Source organism: Citrobacter sp. C1 (assembly GCF_014596895.2).
Classification (GTDB): Bacteria; Pseudomonadota; Gammaproteobacteria; order Enterobacterales; family Enterobacteriaceae; genus Citrobacter; species Citrobacter gillenii.
In genome coordinates, this window is the sequence record NZ_CP115035.1 from 149497 (window position 1) to 166843 (window position 17347).

General features: G+C 52.9%; 15 protein-coding genes. 9 read left to right on the forward strand and 6 right to left on the reverse strand.

Annotation, left to right across the window (positions count from 1 at the left end; all coding sequences use genetic code 11):
- Positions 1-16 precede the first annotated feature (16 nt).
- Both IB214_RS00730 and yiaK read right to left on the reverse strand, forming a co-directional pair.
- Positions 17-481 (reverse strand): YhcH/YjgK/YiaL family protein, encoded by a 465-nt coding sequence (locus tag IB214_RS00730; protein WP_117342523.1) that lies wholly within the window; start codon positions 479-481, stop codon positions 17-19.
- 11 nt (positions 482-492) lie between these two features.
- Positions 493-1491, reverse strand: a complete 999-nt coding sequence (gene yiaK / locus IB214_RS00735) for a 3-dehydro-L-gulonate 2-dehydrogenase (RefSeq protein ID WP_096759132.1) — start codon at positions 1489-1491, stop codon at positions 493-495.
- 217 nt (positions 1492-1708) lie between these two features.
- Here yiaK and yiaJ point away from each other — a divergent pair, with 217 nt between their 5' ends.
- Positions 1709-2524, forward strand: a complete 816-nt coding sequence (yiaJ, locus tag IB214_RS00740; protein ID WP_096759133.1) for an IclR family transcriptional regulator YiaJ — start codon at positions 1709-1711, stop codon at positions 2522-2524.
- Between the two features lie 117 nt (positions 2525-2641).
- Complete coding sequence (locus tag IB214_RS00745) at positions 2642-3115, forward strand: 4Fe-4S dicluster domain-containing protein (RefSeq protein ID WP_117342522.1); 474 nt, start codon at positions 2642-2644, stop codon at positions 3113-3115.
- A gap of 36 nt (positions 3116-3151) precedes the next feature.
- On the opposite strand, the gene avtA is transcribed toward IB214_RS00745, so the two are convergent.
- Both avtA and malS read right to left on the reverse strand, forming a co-directional pair.
- Positions 3152-4444: a valine--pyruvate transaminase gene (gene avtA / locus IB214_RS00750; protein WP_223240283.1), complete on the reverse strand. Its 1293-nt coding sequence runs from the start codon at positions 4442-4444 to the stop codon at positions 3152-3154.
- Between the two features lie 134 nt (positions 4445-4578).
- Positions 4579-6609, reverse strand: coding sequence for an alpha-amylase (gene malS / locus IB214_RS00755; RefSeq protein ID WP_117342521.1), 2031 nt, complete (start codon positions 6607-6609; stop codon positions 4579-4581).
- Between the two features lie 316 nt (positions 6610-6925).
- On the opposite strand from malS, the gene IB214_RS00760 reads away from it, so the two are divergent.
- Positions 6926-7750 carry a protein bax gene (locus IB214_RS00760; RefSeq protein ID WP_096759137.1) on the forward strand — a complete coding sequence of 275 codons (825 nt, stop codon included), beginning with the start codon at positions 6926-6928 and terminating at the stop codon, positions 7748-7750.
- An 85-nt stretch (positions 7751-7835) separates the two neighbouring features.
- On the opposite strand, the gene xylR is transcribed toward IB214_RS00760, so the two are convergent.
- Entirely contained in the window at positions 7836-9014 is a 1179-nt protein-coding gene (xylR, locus tag IB214_RS00765; RefSeq protein ID WP_115257197.1) for a D-xylose utilization transcriptional activator XylR, read from the reverse strand.
- A gap of 362 nt (positions 9015-9376) precedes the next feature.
- Between xylR and xylA the strand changes: the two genes are divergently transcribed.
- The 3 genes from xylA to yiaB all read left to right on the forward strand — a co-directional run bounded on the left by xylA (position 9377) and on the right by yiaB (position 12741).
- Positions 9377-10699 carry a xylose isomerase gene (gene xylA / locus IB214_RS00770; protein WP_096759139.1) on the forward strand — a complete coding sequence of 441 codons (1323 nt, stop codon included), beginning with the start codon at positions 9377-9379 and terminating at the stop codon, positions 10697-10699.
- 72 nt (positions 10700-10771) lie between these two features.
- Positions 10772-12226, forward strand: a complete 1455-nt coding sequence (gene xylB / locus IB214_RS00775; protein ID WP_117342520.1) for a xylulokinase — start codon at positions 10772-10774, stop codon at positions 12224-12226.
- A 167-nt stretch (positions 12227-12393) separates the two neighbouring features.
- Positions 12394-12741: an inner membrane protein YiaB gene (gene yiaB / locus IB214_RS00780; RefSeq protein ID WP_115257199.1), complete on the forward strand. Its 348-nt coding sequence runs from the start codon at positions 12394-12396 to the stop codon at positions 12739-12741.
- Between the two features lie 13 nt (positions 12742-12754).
- Here the strand turns inward: yiaB and IB214_RS00785 are convergent, their stop codons facing one another.
- A complete protein-coding gene (locus tag IB214_RS00785) occupies positions 12755-13750 on the reverse strand; it encodes an acyltransferase (RefSeq protein ID WP_117342616.1) in 996 nt (331 codons plus the stop codon).
- Positions 13751-13925: 175 nt separating this feature from the next.
- Here IB214_RS00785 and IB214_RS00790 point away from each other — a divergent pair, with 175 nt between their 5' ends.
- The 3 genes from IB214_RS00790 to glyS all read left to right on the forward strand — a co-directional run bounded on the left by IB214_RS00790 (position 13926) and on the right by glyS (position 17320).
- The gene (locus IB214_RS00790; protein ID WP_117342519.1) at positions 13926-14234 is read left to right on the forward strand and encodes a YsaB family lipoprotein; all 309 of its coding nucleotides are present in this window, start codon (positions 13926-13928) and stop codon (positions 14232-14234) included.
- 95 nt (positions 14235-14329) lie between these two features.
- Entirely contained in the window at positions 14330-15241 is a 912-nt protein-coding gene (glyQ, locus tag IB214_RS00795; protein WP_001168551.1) for a glycine--tRNA ligase subunit alpha, read from the forward strand.
- A gap of 9 nt (positions 15242-15250) precedes the next feature.
- Positions 15251-17320 (forward strand): glycine--tRNA ligase subunit beta, encoded by a 2070-nt coding sequence (glyS, locus tag IB214_RS00800; RefSeq protein ID WP_115257201.1) that lies wholly within the window; start codon positions 15251-15253, stop codon positions 17318-17320.
- The last annotated feature ends 27 nt before the right edge of the window (positions 17321-17347 follow it).

Below are 17347 nucleotides of genomic sequence, written 5' to 3' on the forward strand. Positions count from 1 at the left end.
TCCTGAAAATAATTTTCTATAAAGAGTCTATTGCCACTTTAACCACTATTTTGCGGATCGGTGTTGCTACCGTTTTATGGCATCCGGGACGATGAACATCCTGCGGGAAAAATATGGCATAGCTTCCCGGAACCATTTCAAAAAAAGATTCATGTTCACTGTCGTGATAAAAAATAATATCGCGCTGTGCTAATAACGATTCGCTGATTTGGTTATTCCCGGTATCAATGGCGATACCGATTTTTTCTTCACCCGAGGCCAGAAACTGAATATCCAGATAGCGGCGATGGACTTCTGGACGGTTTTCGGTAACGTCGCGGGTGGTTAAATCGATAACCTGCGCAAAGATATTTTTACCGTCGATCTCCACCACGCCGGGTTCCAGTTTGCTGAAGTCCGTGCTGCGCAGAAAGTCGAGTGCCCTCTCAATGGTGGCCGGAAGACGACACGGGTTTGGCTGAGCGATATGACCAAAGATCATGGTTTATCTCCTTATAACGCCTGGATTTTGGCCCATACGCTGTCATCAACGGTGATCCCGTTGCGGCGGTTTTCTTCCAGTAAACGGGTGAACTCGTGACCGGGCAGACGGATTGGCGTGTCCTCATCGGCGCGTTCAGCGGTGGTGATGAAGTCCATAATGCGCTGCAGTTTGGCGTCGCGAGATGCGCCGTCGATCAACTTGTCTACTTCAATGGCGATGAAAATCTGCGAAATGCCGTACTCATCGCTATTGTCTTCGGTGACTTCGGCAACGGAAGCACCGTCTGAAAGCAGGGTGGCAATCATGTCCAGCACGATCGACAGGCCGGAACCTTTCCAGTAGCCCATTGGCAAAATGCGGCGATTTTTCTCGATAACGGCAGGTTCTCTGGTGAGATTACCTTCATCGTCAAATCCGCCGTCTACCGGGAGTTCACGACCGGCCAGACGGTTAACTTCCAGCATGCCGTAGGAGAACATCGACATCGACATATCCACCATGGTGATCGGCGTTGATGGGATGGCGACAATCAGCGGGTTGGTGCCGATACAGCACTCTTTAGAGCCCCACGCAGGCATCACGGCGATGGAGTTGGTCCAGCAGATGCCGATGTAACCTTTTTCTGCCGCCTGCCAGCCATAGCTGCCGCCACGCATCCAGTGATTCGCATTACGCAGCGCCACCAGGCCAATGCCGTGATCGGAGGCCAGTTCGATGGCTCTGTCCATCATCTTTTTCGCGGTCAGGTTGCCAATAGAGCGTTGAGCATCCCACTGTTCAATCGCGCCCAGGCTGGTCGTGCGCTGCGGTTTGGCCTCAGGAATGATGTCGCCGTTATCCAGTTGCTGAATGAAGCGAGGAAAACGGTTCACGCCGTGCGAATAGACGCCGGACTCTGTGGTACGTGCGAACATTTCAGCACAGGCATCCGCGGTTTCAACGGCAATACCGCGCGCCAGCAGTACCCGATTGAACGCTTCTTTCAACTGCTCAAAAGTGACTTTCATTCCTGTTTCCTTAATTAAATTTGATCGCTTTTTTATCTCTAAATTTCACTATGCGAAATCTGATTTCAAATATAGCGATCAAATTTTGACAGATCAACGGGGTGGCCTGTTTTTTAAAATTATCAAAATCAAATGGTTATGTTTTTTTGGTTCAGATCGTGAACTGAAACACACTTTGCGCTACCATCAGAGCGCGACGAAAAGGGGAGCGGAAGCGATGGGCACAAAAGAAAATGAGATGACGCAAGAAAAAGAGAGGCCAGCCGGAAGTCAGAGCCTGTTTCGTGGTTTGATGTTGATTGAGATCCTGAGCAACTATCCGAATGGCTGCCCGTTGGCACACCTGTCTGAACTGGCGGGGCTGAACAAAAGTACGGTGCACCGACTGCTGCAAGGGCTGCAATCTTGTGGATACGTGACGCCTGCTCCTGCGGCTGGCAGTTATCGCCTGACGACCAAATTTATCGCCGTTGGGCAAAAGGCGCTTTCATCTCTGAATATCATCCATGTCGCCGCGCCGCACCTTGAAGCGCTGAACATCGCTACGGGTGAAACGATAAACTTTTCCAGCCGTGAAGATGACCACGCGATTCTGATTTATAAGCTGGAGCCTACTACCGGTATGCTGCGTACCCGCGCCTATATCGGCCAGCATATGCCGCTGTATTGCTCGGCGATGGGCAAAATTTATATGGCGTTTGGTCATCCGGACTATGTGGCTTCTTATTGGGAGAGCCACCAGGATCTGATTCAGCCGCTGACCCGCAATACCATCACCGGTTTACCGGCAATGTATGATGAGCTGGCGCAAATCCGTGAAAGTAGCATGGCGATGGACCGGGAAGAGAATGAGCTGGGTGTGTCCTGCATTGCGGTTCCGGTGTTTGATATTCATGGACGCGTGCCGTATTCGGTCTCGATTTCGCTCTCCACTTCGCGTCTGAAGCAGGTCGGGGAGAAGAATCTACTCAAACCACTGCGGGAAACGGCTCAGGCAATTTCGAATGAACTGGGCTTTACCGTTCGCGATTAGGCGAAATGCCTGAGTGGCTCATACACCTGACAAAATTCCACCGTTTCCCCTGTCCGATCAAAGCGGTGGGGGCCGGCTCTCTGGCACTCTGTGGTTTTAACGGCGACGGAGAAGGCAATGAACGGGTTTATTATGGCGGATGCGGCTAAATGCATTGGATGTCGAACCTGCGAAGTGGCCTGCGTCGTCGCGCATCAGGAAAACCAGACGTGTGCGACGGTCTCCTCCGGGGCATTTATCCCGCGTATTCGGGTGATTAAAGACGACGCGTTTACCACGGCGGTAACGTGTCATCAATGCGAAGACGCGCCTTGTGCGAATGCCTGCCCGACCACCGCTATTCGCCGCGAACATGGGCATATCTTCGTGGAACAGGCACGCTGCATTGGCTGTAAGAGCTGTATGCTGGCCTGTCCGTTTGGGGCCATGAATGTGGTTGCACAGCGCTCGCGGGTGCAGGCGGTTAAATGTGATTTGTGCTGGCATCGCGAAACGGGCCCGGCGTGTGTAGAATCCTGCCCGACCCGTGCGTTGCAATGCGTTGACGCCGCAAAAATTCAGCAGCAGCGTTTGCGTTCACAGCCGTTGTAATGCGTGACCCGACCGATTAGGCGGTCGGGTTTGCCATCAGCCTTCGCGCCAGGCGCGTTCTATCTCTTCAGCCAGAATCTTCACGCCAGCCTCGATTTTCTCCGGCTCCGGAACGTAGTTCATCCGCATGCACTGGTGGGTGTGCGGCCACGGCTTGTCCAGCCCCGGGAAGAAGTAATCACCGGGAACCATCAACACGCCGCGTGCTTTCAGGCGCTGATACAGCAGCTCGGTGGTGATAGGCAAGTCCTTGAACCACAGCCACAGGAAAATCGCCCCTTCTGGTTTATGGATCAGGCAGCGCTCTTCGGATAAGTAACGGCGAATGATCGCCACGGTCTCCTGAACGCGCTGATAATAAAACGGCTTGATCACGGTCTCCGACAGGCGCAGGAGATCGTTGCGTTTAATCATCTCGCACATGATAGCCGGACCCATACCGCCAGGGGCAAGGCTGATGATGCCGTTCATGTTGGTGATCGCGGTGATGATTTTTTCATTGGCGATAATAATACCGCAGCGCGAACCTGGCAGCCCGAGCTTGGAAAGGCTCATGCACAGTACAATGTTGGGGTTCCACAGCGGACGGGCTTCGCTAAAGATAATGCCGGGGAACGGGACGCCATAGGCATTATCAATGACCAGCGGAATACCGTGCTGATTGGCGAGGCGGTCCAGCTTCAATAACTCTTCGTCAGTAATCACATTGCCTGTCGGGTTGGTGGGGCGCGACACGCAAATCATGCCGGTCTCTTCGCCAATGTGCAGGTGTTCAAAGTCAACGTGATACTTAAACTGACCTTCCGGCAGCAGCTCGATATTCGGGCGCGCAGAGACGAAGAGCTCCTCTTCCAGCCCGGAATCGGCATAGCCAATGTATTCCGGTGCCAGTGGGAACAGGACTTTTCGGGTGGTCCCGTCGGCGCGACGTCCGGCGAAAAGATTGAATAAGTAGAAAAACGCGCTCTGACTGCCATTTGTCAGTGCAATATTTTGTGGTTCGATATCCCAGCCCAGCTTCTCGCGCAGCAGCGTGGCCAGTTCGGCCAGTAGCTCGGTTTTCCCTTGTGGACCGTCATAATTACAAAGCGCATCAGTGACTTTGCCGTTTTCCAGCATCTCGGCTAGCAGAGACTGGAAGTACTCCTGCATCTGTGGGATTTGCGCCGGGTTACCGCCGCCAAGCATGATCGCGCCGGGCGTACGTAAACCGTCGTTGAGGTCCTCCATCAGGCGGGTGATGCCTGAATGGCGGGTAAATTTATCGCCAAAAAGTGAGAATGTCATAGCAGGTGGTCTGTCGAGCTGAGTAATAAAGTGGCTAACCATAGCGCTACCTATGGCAGGGTGCAAATCAGGCCTGTAAGGACTAATTGACGTATTGTGCTATGAATTTGTAACAGGCTGGTTTTTTATTTTGTATAAGGCTTCCCGCACTACTTGGTACGAGAAGCCTGGCGGGATCAGGGCTGGCCTGCCCAGATAACCATCACTTTGTCGTCACCGTGCTCGCGGGTAAATCCGTATCCTTGTTTTAACGTCAGCGTGGTTTGTTTACCTGCGCCGATGGCGGAATGCCTGGCTCTGAACTGGCTGATTTTCTGCCAGTGTGCGACGCGGGCGGCCGATTTACCGCTGACGTCATGCCAGTTCATATCGGATCGCGTGCCCTGTAAAGGGTCTGAGCCGGTCGGGCCGAAAGGACGCGCGGATTCGTCACCGTAAAACAGCTGCACCGCGCCCGGTGCCAGTAGCAACAGCTCGGCGGCTTTATCTCCACCTTCGCGGAACAGGCGCGTGTCGTGCGATGAGAGATAGCTCAGGACGTTAAAATCCTGCAATTTATCCGCCATCTGCTGCCAGGTGAGATCCATATTGGCCAGGCAGTCGACGGCGCTGGCCGCCTGTTCCTGATAATCAAAATTGATCATCGCATCAAAGCCGTGGCGGTAATACTCACTGCGCATAACGCCGTGACCCCAGGCTTCGCCGGTCATCCAGAAGGGTTTATCATCCAGCGCTTTGTCCGGGTTAGCTTTCTTCCATTCGGTCAGTGCTGCGCTGGCCTGGGTTTTCAACTGCTGCCAGGCGGGAAGTTCGACGTGCTTGGCGGTATCGACCCGAAACCCGTCAATCCCGTAGTCGCGCACCCACTGGCTGAGCCAGTGGGTCAGATAATCTCGTGGCGTGTAGCCCGCAATGGCTTTGGCGTGGGTATCCGGTTTGTTATTGTAAAACACCGGTAACCCGGAAGGCGTGTTGGACTCGGTTTTCAGATCGGGCAGGAAGGCCAGCGACATCGTCAGGTCGTCAAAACCGGGGCTGTCGTAGTCGCCGATGTCGGTACGGATCCAATTTTTCCCCCACCATTTTTCCCAGGCGGCTTTATCACTGAAATTGATGTAATCATTAAAGCTGTGCCAGCTCTGTCCGGCGGCGGGCTTCCAGTCCGTCCAGTGTTCACCGAGCGTATGTTTCAATTCATCGCCCGATAAATATAACGCGCCAAACTGATAAGCCTGCATATCGGCCAGCGTCGCGTAACCGGCATGGTTCATCACCACATCGAACAGAATGCGGATACCGCGCTGGTGAGCGCCATCGACCAGCGCACGCAGATCGGCCTCGTTGCCCATATTGGCATCAAGCGTGGTCCAGTCTTGCGTGTAATAACCGTGATAGGCGTAGTGGGGGAAATCCCCTTTGGTGCCACCACCTACCCAGCCGTGAATCTGCTCAAACGGAGCGCTGATCCACAGGGCGTTAACGCCTAACTGTTGCAGATAGTCGAGTTTGCTGGTGAGGCCGCGTAAATCGCCACCGTGAAACGTCCCAATCTCCTGCATGCCGTCGTTGTGGCGACCGTAGCTGTGGTCATTGGTCGGATCGCCGTTTTGAAAGCGATCCGTCAGTACGAAATACACTGTGGCGTTATGCCAGTCGAAGGGGGCAGGGGCGTCCGTTTCTGCGCGTTCAAGCAGTAATAGCCCGTTGCTACTGGCTGCGGGTTGGAGGGTGATTTGACCGTGCTTAACCATTGCCGTCTGCTGGCTGTAGTAATCACGCACCACGGCACCTTCAGGGAAAGTCTGACTCACATCCAGCGTCAGCGGTGAGCCATCCCATTTCGGACACTGGCGAATCAGGTTGCTCACCGGCTCAACGGCGGATGCTAGTGACAGTATCAACGTTGGCGTTCCGGAGCGGGTATCCACTTCCAGCGTGTAACTACCGTCTTTGAATAAACGCCACTGTGGTGGCTCGCCTGTGCAAGGTTTTAGCGACAGCATCTGGTTGAGTTTAATGGTTTCGGCAGGCTGCCAGCACTGTTGGTCAAAATTTAGTATTAAAGGACGGGTACCCTTCGTCAACGTTGCATGGCTGACAAACTTACCCGTACCCTCCACTTCGAAGGTGGGGAACCCTTGAGAAGTCCATGACGAGGCGATGGTGATGCCTGGCATAAGCGCCAGCGCAAAGGCGGCAAGTTTCATAACGCTGTCCTGAATGCTGCGATTTTAGCCAGTTTGCCAGCGAATTACGGTCGGAGACTCATCCTTTGGGTGGATTCCGCCAGGATGAGACGTGAGGGTGAGCGATCGTGCGCAAAAAACGGCATTATTTTGCGATAACACCCGCATTTTCTTCGAATTAATACCAATCTTAACCGTTAGCGCGTGACATAGTTTCGGAATTGGACTATTCCTTTGGGTGCTCTTGACGGCTATTTTTGCTATGATTTGAGATTCATCTCTCATTTTTATGAAAAATATAAGGTGTTGGAATGTATAAATCCGACCAGGAGACCTAATGATATTGACTCCCATTCGACGATATGGGGCCATGATTCTAATGTTACTCACCATTGCATTTTCCGGTGAGGTGCTGGCAAAGACACACACGGCAACAACGAGTCAGAAGCCCCAGGCAACCAAGACAAGTAATACACAGGTAAGCAGTAAACAAGAGTATTCTCGCAATAGTGCAAAGAGTAGTTCACTTCCTGATTTGCGAAAATACCCTTCCGGAACACCAAGGAAAAAAGCGTTTCTCCGGACGGTTATGCCTTACATTACTAGTCAAAATGCGGCCATTACTGCTGAACGTAACTGGCTGATTTCAAAGCAGTACCAGAATCGCTGGTCGCCGAGCGAGCGTGCGCGCATGAAAGATATCGCCAAACGCTACAAGGTGAGCTGGTCTGGCAACACGCGTAAAATTCCGTGGAACACGCTGCTTGAGCGCGTGGATATTATCCCTACCAGTATGGTGGCAACCATGGCTGCGGCAGAAAGCGGCTGGGGTACGTCGAAGCTGGCACGTAGCAACAATAATCTGTTTGGCATGAAATGTGTCAAAGGTCGTTGCACCAATGCGCCGGGTAAGGTGAAAGGCTACTCTCAGTTTGACTCGGTGAAAGAGTCAGTGACGGCTTACGTCATTAATCTGAATACGCATCCGGCATACTCTTCTTTCCGTAAGTCACGCGCTCAGCTGCGTAAAACCGATCAGGAAGTCACCGCCACGGCGATGATTCATAAGCTGAAGGGGTATTCCACCCAAGGGAAGAGCTACAACAACTATCTGTTCGCGATGTACCAGGATAACCAGCGCTTAATTGCAGCGCATATGTAATTCCTGCGCCTGATGGCGCTACGTTTATCCGGCCAACAAGATGACTCGTCGGCCGGATAAAGCGCAGTCGCCATCCGGCAACACATCACATCAGCACTTCGCTGTTCACATCGCGGTATTCTTTTGGCGTCGTGTCGTACTCTTTCTTGAACACCGAATAGAAATACTGCAGAGACGGGTAGCCGCACATTTGTGAAATCTCGTTGATGGAAAGCGTGGTGGAAATCAGCAGGCTGCGCGCTTTCTCCAGCTTTTCGGCATGGATCACCGCATGAATGGTCTCCCCGACCTCCTCTTTAAAACGCTTCTCCAGATTCGACCGTGAAATCCCCACTGAATCTAGTACCTGTTCGACCTTGATGCCCTTACAGGCATGGTTGCGGATGAAGTGCATCGCCTGAATAACGGCCGGATCGGTAAGTGAACGGTAGTCGGTTGAACGACGTTCCACGACGCGTACCGGAGGGACCAGAATGCGTTGTAGCGTCGGCTCTTCGTTCGCCAGCACGCGGTGCAGGAGTTTTGCGGCCTGATAGCCCATCTGACGAGCACCCTGAGCAACGGATGATAACGCCACGCGCGACAGGTAGCGGGTCAGTTCTTCGTTATCAATGCCAATGACGCACAGTTTCTCCGGTACCGGAATATGCAGATGTTCACAGGCCTGCAAAACGTGCCGTGCACGCGCGTCGGTGACGGCGATAATTCCGGTTTGCGGCGGCAGAGTTTGCAGCCAGTCGGCTAACCTATTTTGTGCGTGTTGCCAGTTTTCTGGTGCAGTTTCCAGGCCCTGATAGACCACGCCACGGTACTTTTCTTTCGCTACCAGTTGGCAAAAGGCATATTCACGCTCCTCGGCCCAGCGTTTGCCGCTGGAAGGTGGTAGACCGTAAAATGCAAAGCGGTTCACCCCTTTTTCTTTCAAATGCAGAAAGGCGCTTTCAACCAATGCGTGGTTATCGGTGGCAATGTAGTGGACCGGTGGATAATGTTCAGCAAGATGGTAAGAACCCCCGACGCCAACGATGGGGACATCGACATCGGCAAGTAATTGCGCAATGTCATCGTCGTCATAATCGGCAATAACACCGTCGCCTAACCAGTCTTTAATATTATCAATACGCGCGCGAAAATCTTCCTCGATGAATATATCCCATTCAGATTGCGACGCTTGCAAATATTCACCCACGCCTTCAACCACCTGGCGGTCGTAGGCTTTATTGGCATTAAATAAAAGAGTGATACGGTGACGTTTATCAAACATAAGAGCCTGTCCTGGAAAGGGTGAATATGGGCCTGTCGATACTACCAAAACCGTGGATAATGCTGCCTGATTATGTGTGACAAATTTTTGATTTGCGTAGCGCTACGCAAAACTCACATACCCTAAGCGGGAAGGCAATTGTCATATCTTATCCGCGGATTATGGTTTTTAGTTTATTCATCAGGTTTCGATCCCGATCGTCTTTTTATTTCTTTATTTAGCGCGTTTTTTTGGGAGCCAGCGCACATTTGGGTATTCTCTTAATAGCGGTGTGAAATAACGTAATTGAGCAATAAATCAGGAAATTCCAGTATGGCGATATCGCAGTTTACTTGCCGTATTACCTGATTATGGAGCTTATTATGCAGGCTTATTTTGACCAACTCGACCGTGTTCGTTTTGAAGGGACAAAATCCACTAACCCGCTCGCATTTCGCCATTACAATCCTGATGAGAAAGTGTTAGGCAAGCGTATGGAAGATCACCTGCGTTTTGCCGCCTGCTATTGGCACACTTTCTGTTGGAATGGTGCAGACATGTTCGGCATGGGAGCCTTTGACCGCCCATGGCAGCAACCCGGTGAAGCGCTGGCGCTGGCGAAACGCAAAGCGGATGTGGCGTTTGAGTTTTTCCACAAGCTGAACGTGCCTTACTACTGCTTCCATGATGTAGATGTTTCGCCTGAAGGTGCTTCGCTGAAAGAGTACAAAAACAACTTTGCGCAGATGGTTGATGTGCTGGGCGCTAAACAGGAACAAAGCGGCGTGAAGCTGCTGTGGGGGACGGCAAACTGCTTTACTAACCCACGTTACGGCGCAGGTGCGGCTACCAACCCGGATCCGGAAGTGTTCAGTTGGGCGGCCACCCAGGTGGTGACTGCCATGGATGCTACGCATAAATTAGGCGGCGAAAACTATGTTCTGTGGGGCGGTCGTGAAGGCTATGAAACTCTGCTTAATACCGATCTGCGTCAGGAACGCGAGCAGATTGGCCGTTTCATGCAACTGGTGGTTGAGCACAAACACAAAACCGGTTTTCAGGGTACCTTGCTTATCGAACCGAAGCCGCAGGAGCCGACCAAACATCAGTACGACTACGATGCGGCGACCGTTTACGGCTTCCTGAAACAGTTCGGCCTGGAAAAAGAGATCAAACTGAATATCGAAGCCAACCACGCCACGCTGGCTGGCCACTCGTTCCACCACGAAATCGCCACCGCGATCGCGCTGGGCCTGTTTGGCTCTGTCGATGCCAACCGCGGAGATGCGCAGCTGGGCTGGGATACCGACCAGTTCCCGAACAGCGTGGAAGAGAATGCGCTGGTGATGTACGAAATCCTGAAAGCGGGTGGTTTCACCACGGGAGGCCTGAACTTTGATGCCAAAGTGCGTCGCCAGAGCACCGATAAATACGATCTGTTCTATGGTCATATTGGGGCGATGGACACCATGGCACTGTCGCTGAAAATCGCAGCTCGCATGATTGAAGATGGCGGCCTGGATCAGCGCGTTGCAAAACGTTATGCCGGTTGGAATGGTGAGCTGGGCCAGCAAATTCTGAAGGGCCAGATGACGCTGACCGAAATTGCGCAGTACGCTGAACAACATAATCTGGCGCCGGTGCATCAGAGCGGTCATCAGGAACAGCTGGAAAATCTGGTAAACCATTATTTGTTCGACAAATAACGGATCGTTAAGAACGTTCGTCAGCCCGGATAGCTTTGCGCTACCGGGCATTTCTTTAAGGAACGATACCCTATGTATATCGGGATAGATCTGGGCACATCAGGCGTAAAGGCCATACTGCTGAATGAGCAGGGTGATGTTGTGGCCTCGCAGACGGAGAAACTCACGGTTTCGCGTCCTCATCCGCTATGGTCGGAGCAGGATCCTGAACAGTGGTGGCTGGCAACGGATCGCGCCGTCAAAGCACTGGCTCAGCAACATTCACTCAGTGAGGTGAAGGCGCTGGGGATTGCCGGTCAAATGCACGGTGCGACGCTACTTGATAATCAGCAGAAGGTATTGCGCCCGGCGATCCTGTGGAATGACGGACGCTGCGCACAAGAGTGCGAGATACTGGAAAACCAGGTTCCAGAGTCTCGCGGTATCACTGGCAATCTGATGATGCCGGGTTTTACGGCACCCAAATTGCTGTGGGTTCAGCGCCATGAACCGGAGATTTTCCGCCAGGTTGATAAAGTCCTGCTGCCGAAAGATTACCTGCGTTTGCGTATGACCGGGGAATTCGCCAGCGATATGTCTGATGCCGCCGGTACGATGTGGCTGGACGTTGCGAAGCGCGACTGGAGCGACGTCATGCTGGCAGCCTGTCACCTGACCCGTGCGAATATGCCTGCGTTATTTGAAGGCAGCGAGATTACTGGCACGTTGTTGCCTGCGGTCGCGCAAGCCTGGGGCATGTCCGAGATCCCGGTGATTGCGGGTGGCGGAGATAACGCGGCAGGCGCGGTTGGCGTCGGTATGATGAATGCCGGTCAGGCGATGCTTTCGCTGGGCACGTCCGGTGTTTACTTTGCGGTAAGCGACGGATTCCTCAGTAAACCAGAAAGTGCGGTACACAGTTTTTGTCATGCTTTACCTGAAAGATGGCATCTGATGTCCGTTATGCTCAGTGCGGCATCCTGCCTGGACTGGGCGGCAAAATTAACCGGGCTGAGCACCGTTCCTGCGCTAATAACTGCGGCACAACAGGCGGATGAGCAGGCTGAACCCGTCTGGTTTTTACCGTACCTGTCGGGTGAACGTACGCCGCATAATAATCCGCAGGCGAAAGGCGTCTTTTTTGGTCTGACGCATCAGCATGGGCCGGCAGAACTGGCGAAAGTAGTGCTGGAAGGCGTGGGATTCGCGCTGGCAGATGGTATGGATGTGGTGCATGCCTGTGGTGTTAAACCGGCCAGCATTACGCTCATTGGCGGTGGGGCTCGCAGCGAGTACTGGCGCCAGATGCTGTCTGATATCAGCGGGTTGCAGCTGGATTACCGTACCGGTGGTGACGTTGGTCCTGCGTTGGGGGCGGCACGTTTGGCACAAATTGCGATGAATTCCGATAAGCCATTATCTGACCTATTGCCTCAACTGGCGCTGGAACAGGCGCATTATCCTGACGCAGATCGCCATGCGCTTTATTTGCAGCGTCGCGAAACCTTCCGTCGTCTCTATCAGCAATTGCTGCCGTTGATGTCATGATCGTATTTCCCCTCTGCTAAATGGAGGGGATTTTTATAATCTATGTATTTTTTAAATTAATAATTTACGTGTATGGATTTATTCTGAAAATATAACTTAGTGCTATTTTTCTGTGTTGTCTTTAGTGGGTTATTCATATTGTATCCGTGATGGATAAGGAGATCCCAATGAAGACTACGAGGTTTATGGCATGGCTATTATTCCTTTCGGGTGCACTCATTTACGTTATTGGTTTATGGCGCGCCTGTCCCTTATTGAACGGGAAAGGATACTTTCTGGGTGTCCTGATGACAGGGATGTTTGTGACGTACGCTTACCAGCGTGCTGAAAATAGTAATCAGAATGACGAACACTTTACGCGTGTGTGCCAGATGGTGGCATTGATAACAGTAGGGTTGCTGCTGCTGGGGATGCTGAACGCTCCCTTGTCACTCATCGAAATGGGCGCCTATCCAATGGCATTCTTCGTGTGTTTAGCGGGGCAAATTATGCTGATGCGCCCGCTAAAAGAGTAACGACGGGTGAGTGTTAACTCACCAGTCGGCGTGTATCGATGCGTTGCAGCAGAACCGAAAGTAGCAGGCTGCCCGCCAGCGTGGCGCTGAAAATCCACAGCATATCCAGCGGCGGCCAGTTCTTGAGCTCGATACTGTTAGTGCGCAGCGCATGAATGATCAGCGCGTGGAAGCCATAGATACCCAGTGAGTGGCGGGAAATCAGGCCCAGTACGGGGATAGTGCGTGCGCTAAGGGTGTTTTTGACCAGCGTCAGCAGCGAGACTGCGCAAATAAATACGGCTGGGCCGCAGTAGAGATACCAGGTGTCGGCGAAATTCCCTCGCCAGCGGAGCTCGTATAAGGTTCCGCGAGAGATAACAAAGACGGCGGTGACGCACAGTGCCGCACAGACCCAGGTGAGCGCGCGTTTTTGTGTATTCATCATGCCAATTGCCCTGCCCAGCAAGCCGTACAGGATGTAATAGACCGTGTCGCCGCTGATGTACAGGTTGATGGGCAGCCACTCAACGCCCCCCATTTTTAGCGAGACGGTGTTGGGATTAGCAAGGATGCCAAGCACCACCATCAGCGCCAGCAGCATTTTTCCGCTAATACTTTTCACTTGAATCAGCGGTGAGACCAGGTAGATGACGGCGATGGCGAAGAAAAACCACAGGTGATAGAACACCGGTTTTTGCAGCAGATTTTTCAAAGACAGCTCGGCGTTAATCGAGGTGAACAGTGAGATGTAGGCCAATGCGACGGCGCTATAAAACAGAACGCAGAGCGCAATACGGAGAAAATGTCGCGGCTGGGCGCTGCGCTCGCCAAAGAAAAGAAAGCCTGAAATCATGAAAAACAGCGGTACGCTGACGCGTGAAGCTGAATTGAGCACATTGGCAAGATCCCAGGCTAACGGGCTGACGCTGTGCGCATTGGTGATGTACCAGGTGGTTGTATGGATCATAACCACCATTAAACAGGCTATCCCGCGCAGGTTATCAATCCAGAAAATTTTGGGCTGCATCAGTTCCTCTGTTTCCATTAAAAAAAGTCTGACTGGCATTTCGCGGATGTATCTCACTGGAATAATCTGAGTTTTTACGCTAAAGCTTGTGATGGTCCGATGAGATTCTCAAAATAGGATCCGTTTCCAGACAGTAATAATAATAAGACTGACCCGCAAATCAGAGGGTAATAAAATGATGATGAAGTATTTCTTTCCCGCGATGGCTGCCCTCCTGCTGGCAGGATGCGCGGAACCACAGCCGCCAGCACCGGCTCAGAAAGCGCAAAAGGCCAAAGTGAGCTCTTCACGTTCGCTGGATATGGAAGCATTATGCAAAAATGAAGCGGCTGAACGTTATAACACCGGGACGCAGAAAATAGACGTAACCGGCTTCGAACAGTTCCAGGGCAGCTATGAGATGCGTGGTTCTACCTTCCGTAAAGAGAGTTTTGTCTGCTCATTTGACGCAGACGGGCAGTTTTTGCACCTTTCCATGCGCTAAGTTCCTCCTTTTTCCCGTTTCGTACTGTATATCTTGCAGCCAGCGGGTATACTGATCGCTTCCTTTAAATCCACACGTATCCAGCACGAAATAATATGCAAAAGTTTGATACCAGGACCTTCCAGGGCTTGATCCTGACCTTACAGGATTACTGGGCTCGCCAGGGCTGCACCATTGTTCAACCATTGGACATGGAAGTCGGCGCGGGTACTTCTCACCCAATGACCTGCCTGCGCGCGCTGGGGCCGGAGCCGATGGCGACTGCTTATGTGCAGCCTTCTCGTCGTCCGACCGACGGTCGCTATGGCGAAAACCCGAACCGCTTACAGCATTACTATCAGTTCCAGGTCGTCATTAAGCCGTCCCCGGACAACATTCAGGAGCTGTACCTTGGTTCGCTGAAAGAGCTGGGTATGGATCCAACCATTCACGACATCCGTTTCGTGGAAGATAACTGGGAAAACCCAACGCTGGGTGCCTGGGGTCTGGGTTGGGAAGTGTGGCTGAACGGCATGGAAGTGACGCAGTTCACCTACTTCCAGCAGGTTGGTGGTCTGGAATGTAAGCCTGTGACCGGAGAAATCACTTACGGTCTGGAACGTCTGGCGATGTACATTCAGGGCGTAGACAGCGTTTACGACCTGGTCTGGAGCGACGGCCCGCTGGGTAAAACCACTTACGGCGATGTGTTCCATCAGAACGAAGTCGAGCAGTCGACTTACAACTTTGAATACGCTGACGTGGACTTCCTGTTCACCTGCTTCGAGCAGTATGAGAAAGAAGCCCAGCAGCTGCTGGCGCTGGAAAACCCACTGCCGCTGCCTGCTTACGAACGTATTCTGAAAGCCGCCCATAGCTTCAACCTGCTGGATGCGCGTAAAGCCATCTCCGTCACCGAGCGTCAGCGTTATATTCTACGCATTCGCACCCTGACCAAAGCAGTGGCAGAAGCTTACTATGCTTCCCGTGAAGCCCTTGGCTTCCCGATGTGCAACAAAGACAAATAAGAGGCGGCCATGTCTGAGAAAACTTTTCTGGTGGAAATTGGCACTGAAGAGCTGCCACCAAAAGCACTGCGCAGCCTGGCTGAGTCCTTTGCTGCGAACTTCACTGCGGAGCTGGACAATGCTGGCCTCGCACACGGCAACGTAGAGTGGTTTGCTGCGCCGCGTCGTCTGGCGCTGAAAGTGGCTGCCCTTGCTGAATCGCAACCTGACCGTGAAGTAGAAAAGCGCGGCCCGGCGATTGCCCAGGCGTTTGACGCTGAAGGTAAACCGAGCAAAGCGGCAGAAGGTTGGGCGCGCGGTTGCGGTATCACCGTTGATCAGGCTGAACGGCTGACCACCGACAAAGGTGAATGGCTGCTGTACCGTGCGCATGTGAAAGGCGAAAGCGCAGAAACGCTGCTGCCAAACATGATTGCCACGTCACTGGCTAAGCTGCCGATCCCGAAACTGATGCGCTGGGGCGCGTCTGACGTCCATTTCGTGCGCCCGGTTCATACCGTCACGCTGCTGCTGGGCGACAAAGTCATCCCGGCAACGATTCTGGGTATTCAGTCCGATCGCGTGATCCGCGGCCACCGCTTTATGGGCGAGCCTGAGTTCACCATCGACAATGCCGACCAGTATCCTGAAATCCTGCGCCAGCGCGGCAAAGTCATTGCTGATTACGCCGAGCGTAAGGCAAAAATCAAGGCCGATGCCGAAGAGGCGGCGCGTAAGATTGGCGGTAACGCTGACCTGAGCGAAAGCCTGCTGGAAGAAGTCGCGTCTCTGGTTGAATGGCCGGTGGTGCTGACGGCGAAGTTCGAAGAAAAATTCCTCGCGGTACCGTCTGAAGCGCTGGTTCACACCATGAAAGGTGACCAGAAGTACTTCCCGGTGTACGCGAACGACGGCAAACTGCTGCCGAATTTTATCTTCGTCGCTAACATCGAATCGAAAGATCCGATGCAGATTATTTCCGGTAACGAAAAAGTGGTTCGTCCGCGTCTGGCGGATGCCGAATTCTTCTTCAATACTGACCGCAAAAAACGTCTGGAAGATCATCTGCCACGTCTGCAAACCGTGCTGTTCCAACAGCAACTGGGTACTCTGCGCGACAAGACCGATCGTATTCAGGCGCTGGCGGGCTGGATTGCCGAACAGATTGGCGCTGACGTCAACCATGCCACCCGCGCGGGCCTGCTGTCCAAGTGTGACCTGATGACCAATATGGTCTTCGAGTTCACCGACACCCAGGGCGTGATGGGCATGCACTACGCACGTCATGATGGTGAAGCGGAAGATGTAGCGGTAGCGCTGAACGAGCAATATCAGCCACGCTTTGCCGGTGATGACCTGCCGTCTAACCCGGTGGCCTGTGCGGTAGCCATTGCCGATAAAATGGACACCCTGGCGGGTATCTTCGGTATTGGTCAGCATCCAAAAGGTGACAAAGACCCGTTTGCACTGCGTCGTGCTGCGCTGGGCGTGCTGCGTATCATCGTTGAGAAGAACCTGAACCTCGATCTACAAACGCTGACCGAAGAAGCGGTACGTCTGTACGGTGACAAGCTGTCCAACGCGAACGTAGTGGATGATGTCATCGACTTTATGCTGGGCCGCTTCCGTGCCTGGTATCAGGACGAAGGCTACACCGTTGATACCATTCAGGCGGTGCTGGCGCGTCGTCCGACGCGTCCGGCTGATTTCGACGCACGTATGAAGGCGGTTTCGCACTTCCGTACGCTGGAAGCCGCGTCTGCGCTGGCTGCAGCCAACAAACGTGTTTCTAACATCCTCGCGAAAACGACAGAGCCGCTGAACGACCGTGTGAATGCAGCAACGCTGAAAGAGCCGGAAGAAATTACACTGGCGATGAAGGTTGTGGTACTGCGTGACAAGCTGGAGCCTGCGTTTGCTGAGGGTCGCTATCAGGAAGCGCTGGTCGAACTGGCCGAACTGCGCGAACCGGTTGATGCGTTCTTCGAGAAAGTAATGGTTATGGTGGAAGATAAGGATTTACGTATCAACCGTCTCACCATGCTCGAAAAACTGCGTGAGCTGTTCCTGCGCGTGGCGGATATTTCGCTGCTGCAGTAACCGTCTGTATTGACGTAAAAAATGCCG

Coding starts and splice junctions, on each gene's coding strand:
- IB214_RS00760 (WP_096759137.1), top strand. CDS start 6,926: ATGATATTGACTCCCATTCGACGATATGGGGCCATGATTCTAATGTTA.
- malS (WP_117342521.1), bottom strand. CDS start 6,609: ATGAAACTTGCCGCCTTTGCGCTGGCGCTTATGCCAGGCATCACCATC.
- glyQ (WP_001168551.1), top strand. CDS start 14,330: ATGCAAAAGTTTGATACCAGGACCTTCCAGGGCTTGATCCTGACCTTA.
- IB214_RS00790 (WP_117342519.1), top strand. CDS start 13,926: ATGATGATGAAGTATTTCTTTCCCGCGATGGCTGCCCTCCTGCTGGCA.
- xylB (WP_117342520.1), top strand. CDS start 10,772: ATGTATATCGGGATAGATCTGGGCACATCAGGCGTAAAGGCCATACTG.
- IB214_RS00730 (WP_117342523.1), bottom strand. CDS start 481: ATGATCTTTGGTCATATCGCTCAGCCAAACCCGTGTCGTCTTCCGGCC.
- IB214_RS00745 (WP_117342522.1), top strand. CDS start 2,642: ATGAACGGGTTTATTATGGCGGATGCGGCTAAATGCATTGGATGTCGA.
- xylR (WP_115257197.1), bottom strand. CDS start 9,014: ATGTTTGATAAACGTCACCGTATCACTCTTTTATTTAATGCCAATAAA.
- IB214_RS00785 (WP_117342616.1), bottom strand. CDS start 13,750: ATGCAGCCCAAAATTTTCTGGATTGATAACCTGCGCGGGATAGCCTGT.
- yiaB (WP_115257199.1), top strand. CDS start 12,394: ATGAAGACTACGAGGTTTATGGCATGGCTATTATTCCTTTCGGGTGCA.
- xylA (WP_096759139.1), top strand. CDS start 9,377: ATGCAGGCTTATTTTGACCAACTCGACCGTGTTCGTTTTGAAGGGACA.
- yiaK (WP_096759132.1), bottom strand. CDS start 1,491: ATGAAAGTCACTTTTGAGCAGTTGAAAGAAGCGTTCAATCGGGTACTG.
- glyS (WP_115257201.1), top strand. CDS start 15,251: ATGTCTGAGAAAACTTTTCTGGTGGAAATTGGCACTGAAGAGCTGCCA.
- avtA (WP_223240283.1), bottom strand. CDS start 4,444: ATGGTTAGCCACTTTATTACTCAGCTCGACAGACCACCTGCTATGACA.
- yiaJ (WP_096759133.1), top strand. CDS start 1,709: ATGGGCACAAAAGAAAATGAGATGACGCAAGAAAAAGAGAGGCCAGCC.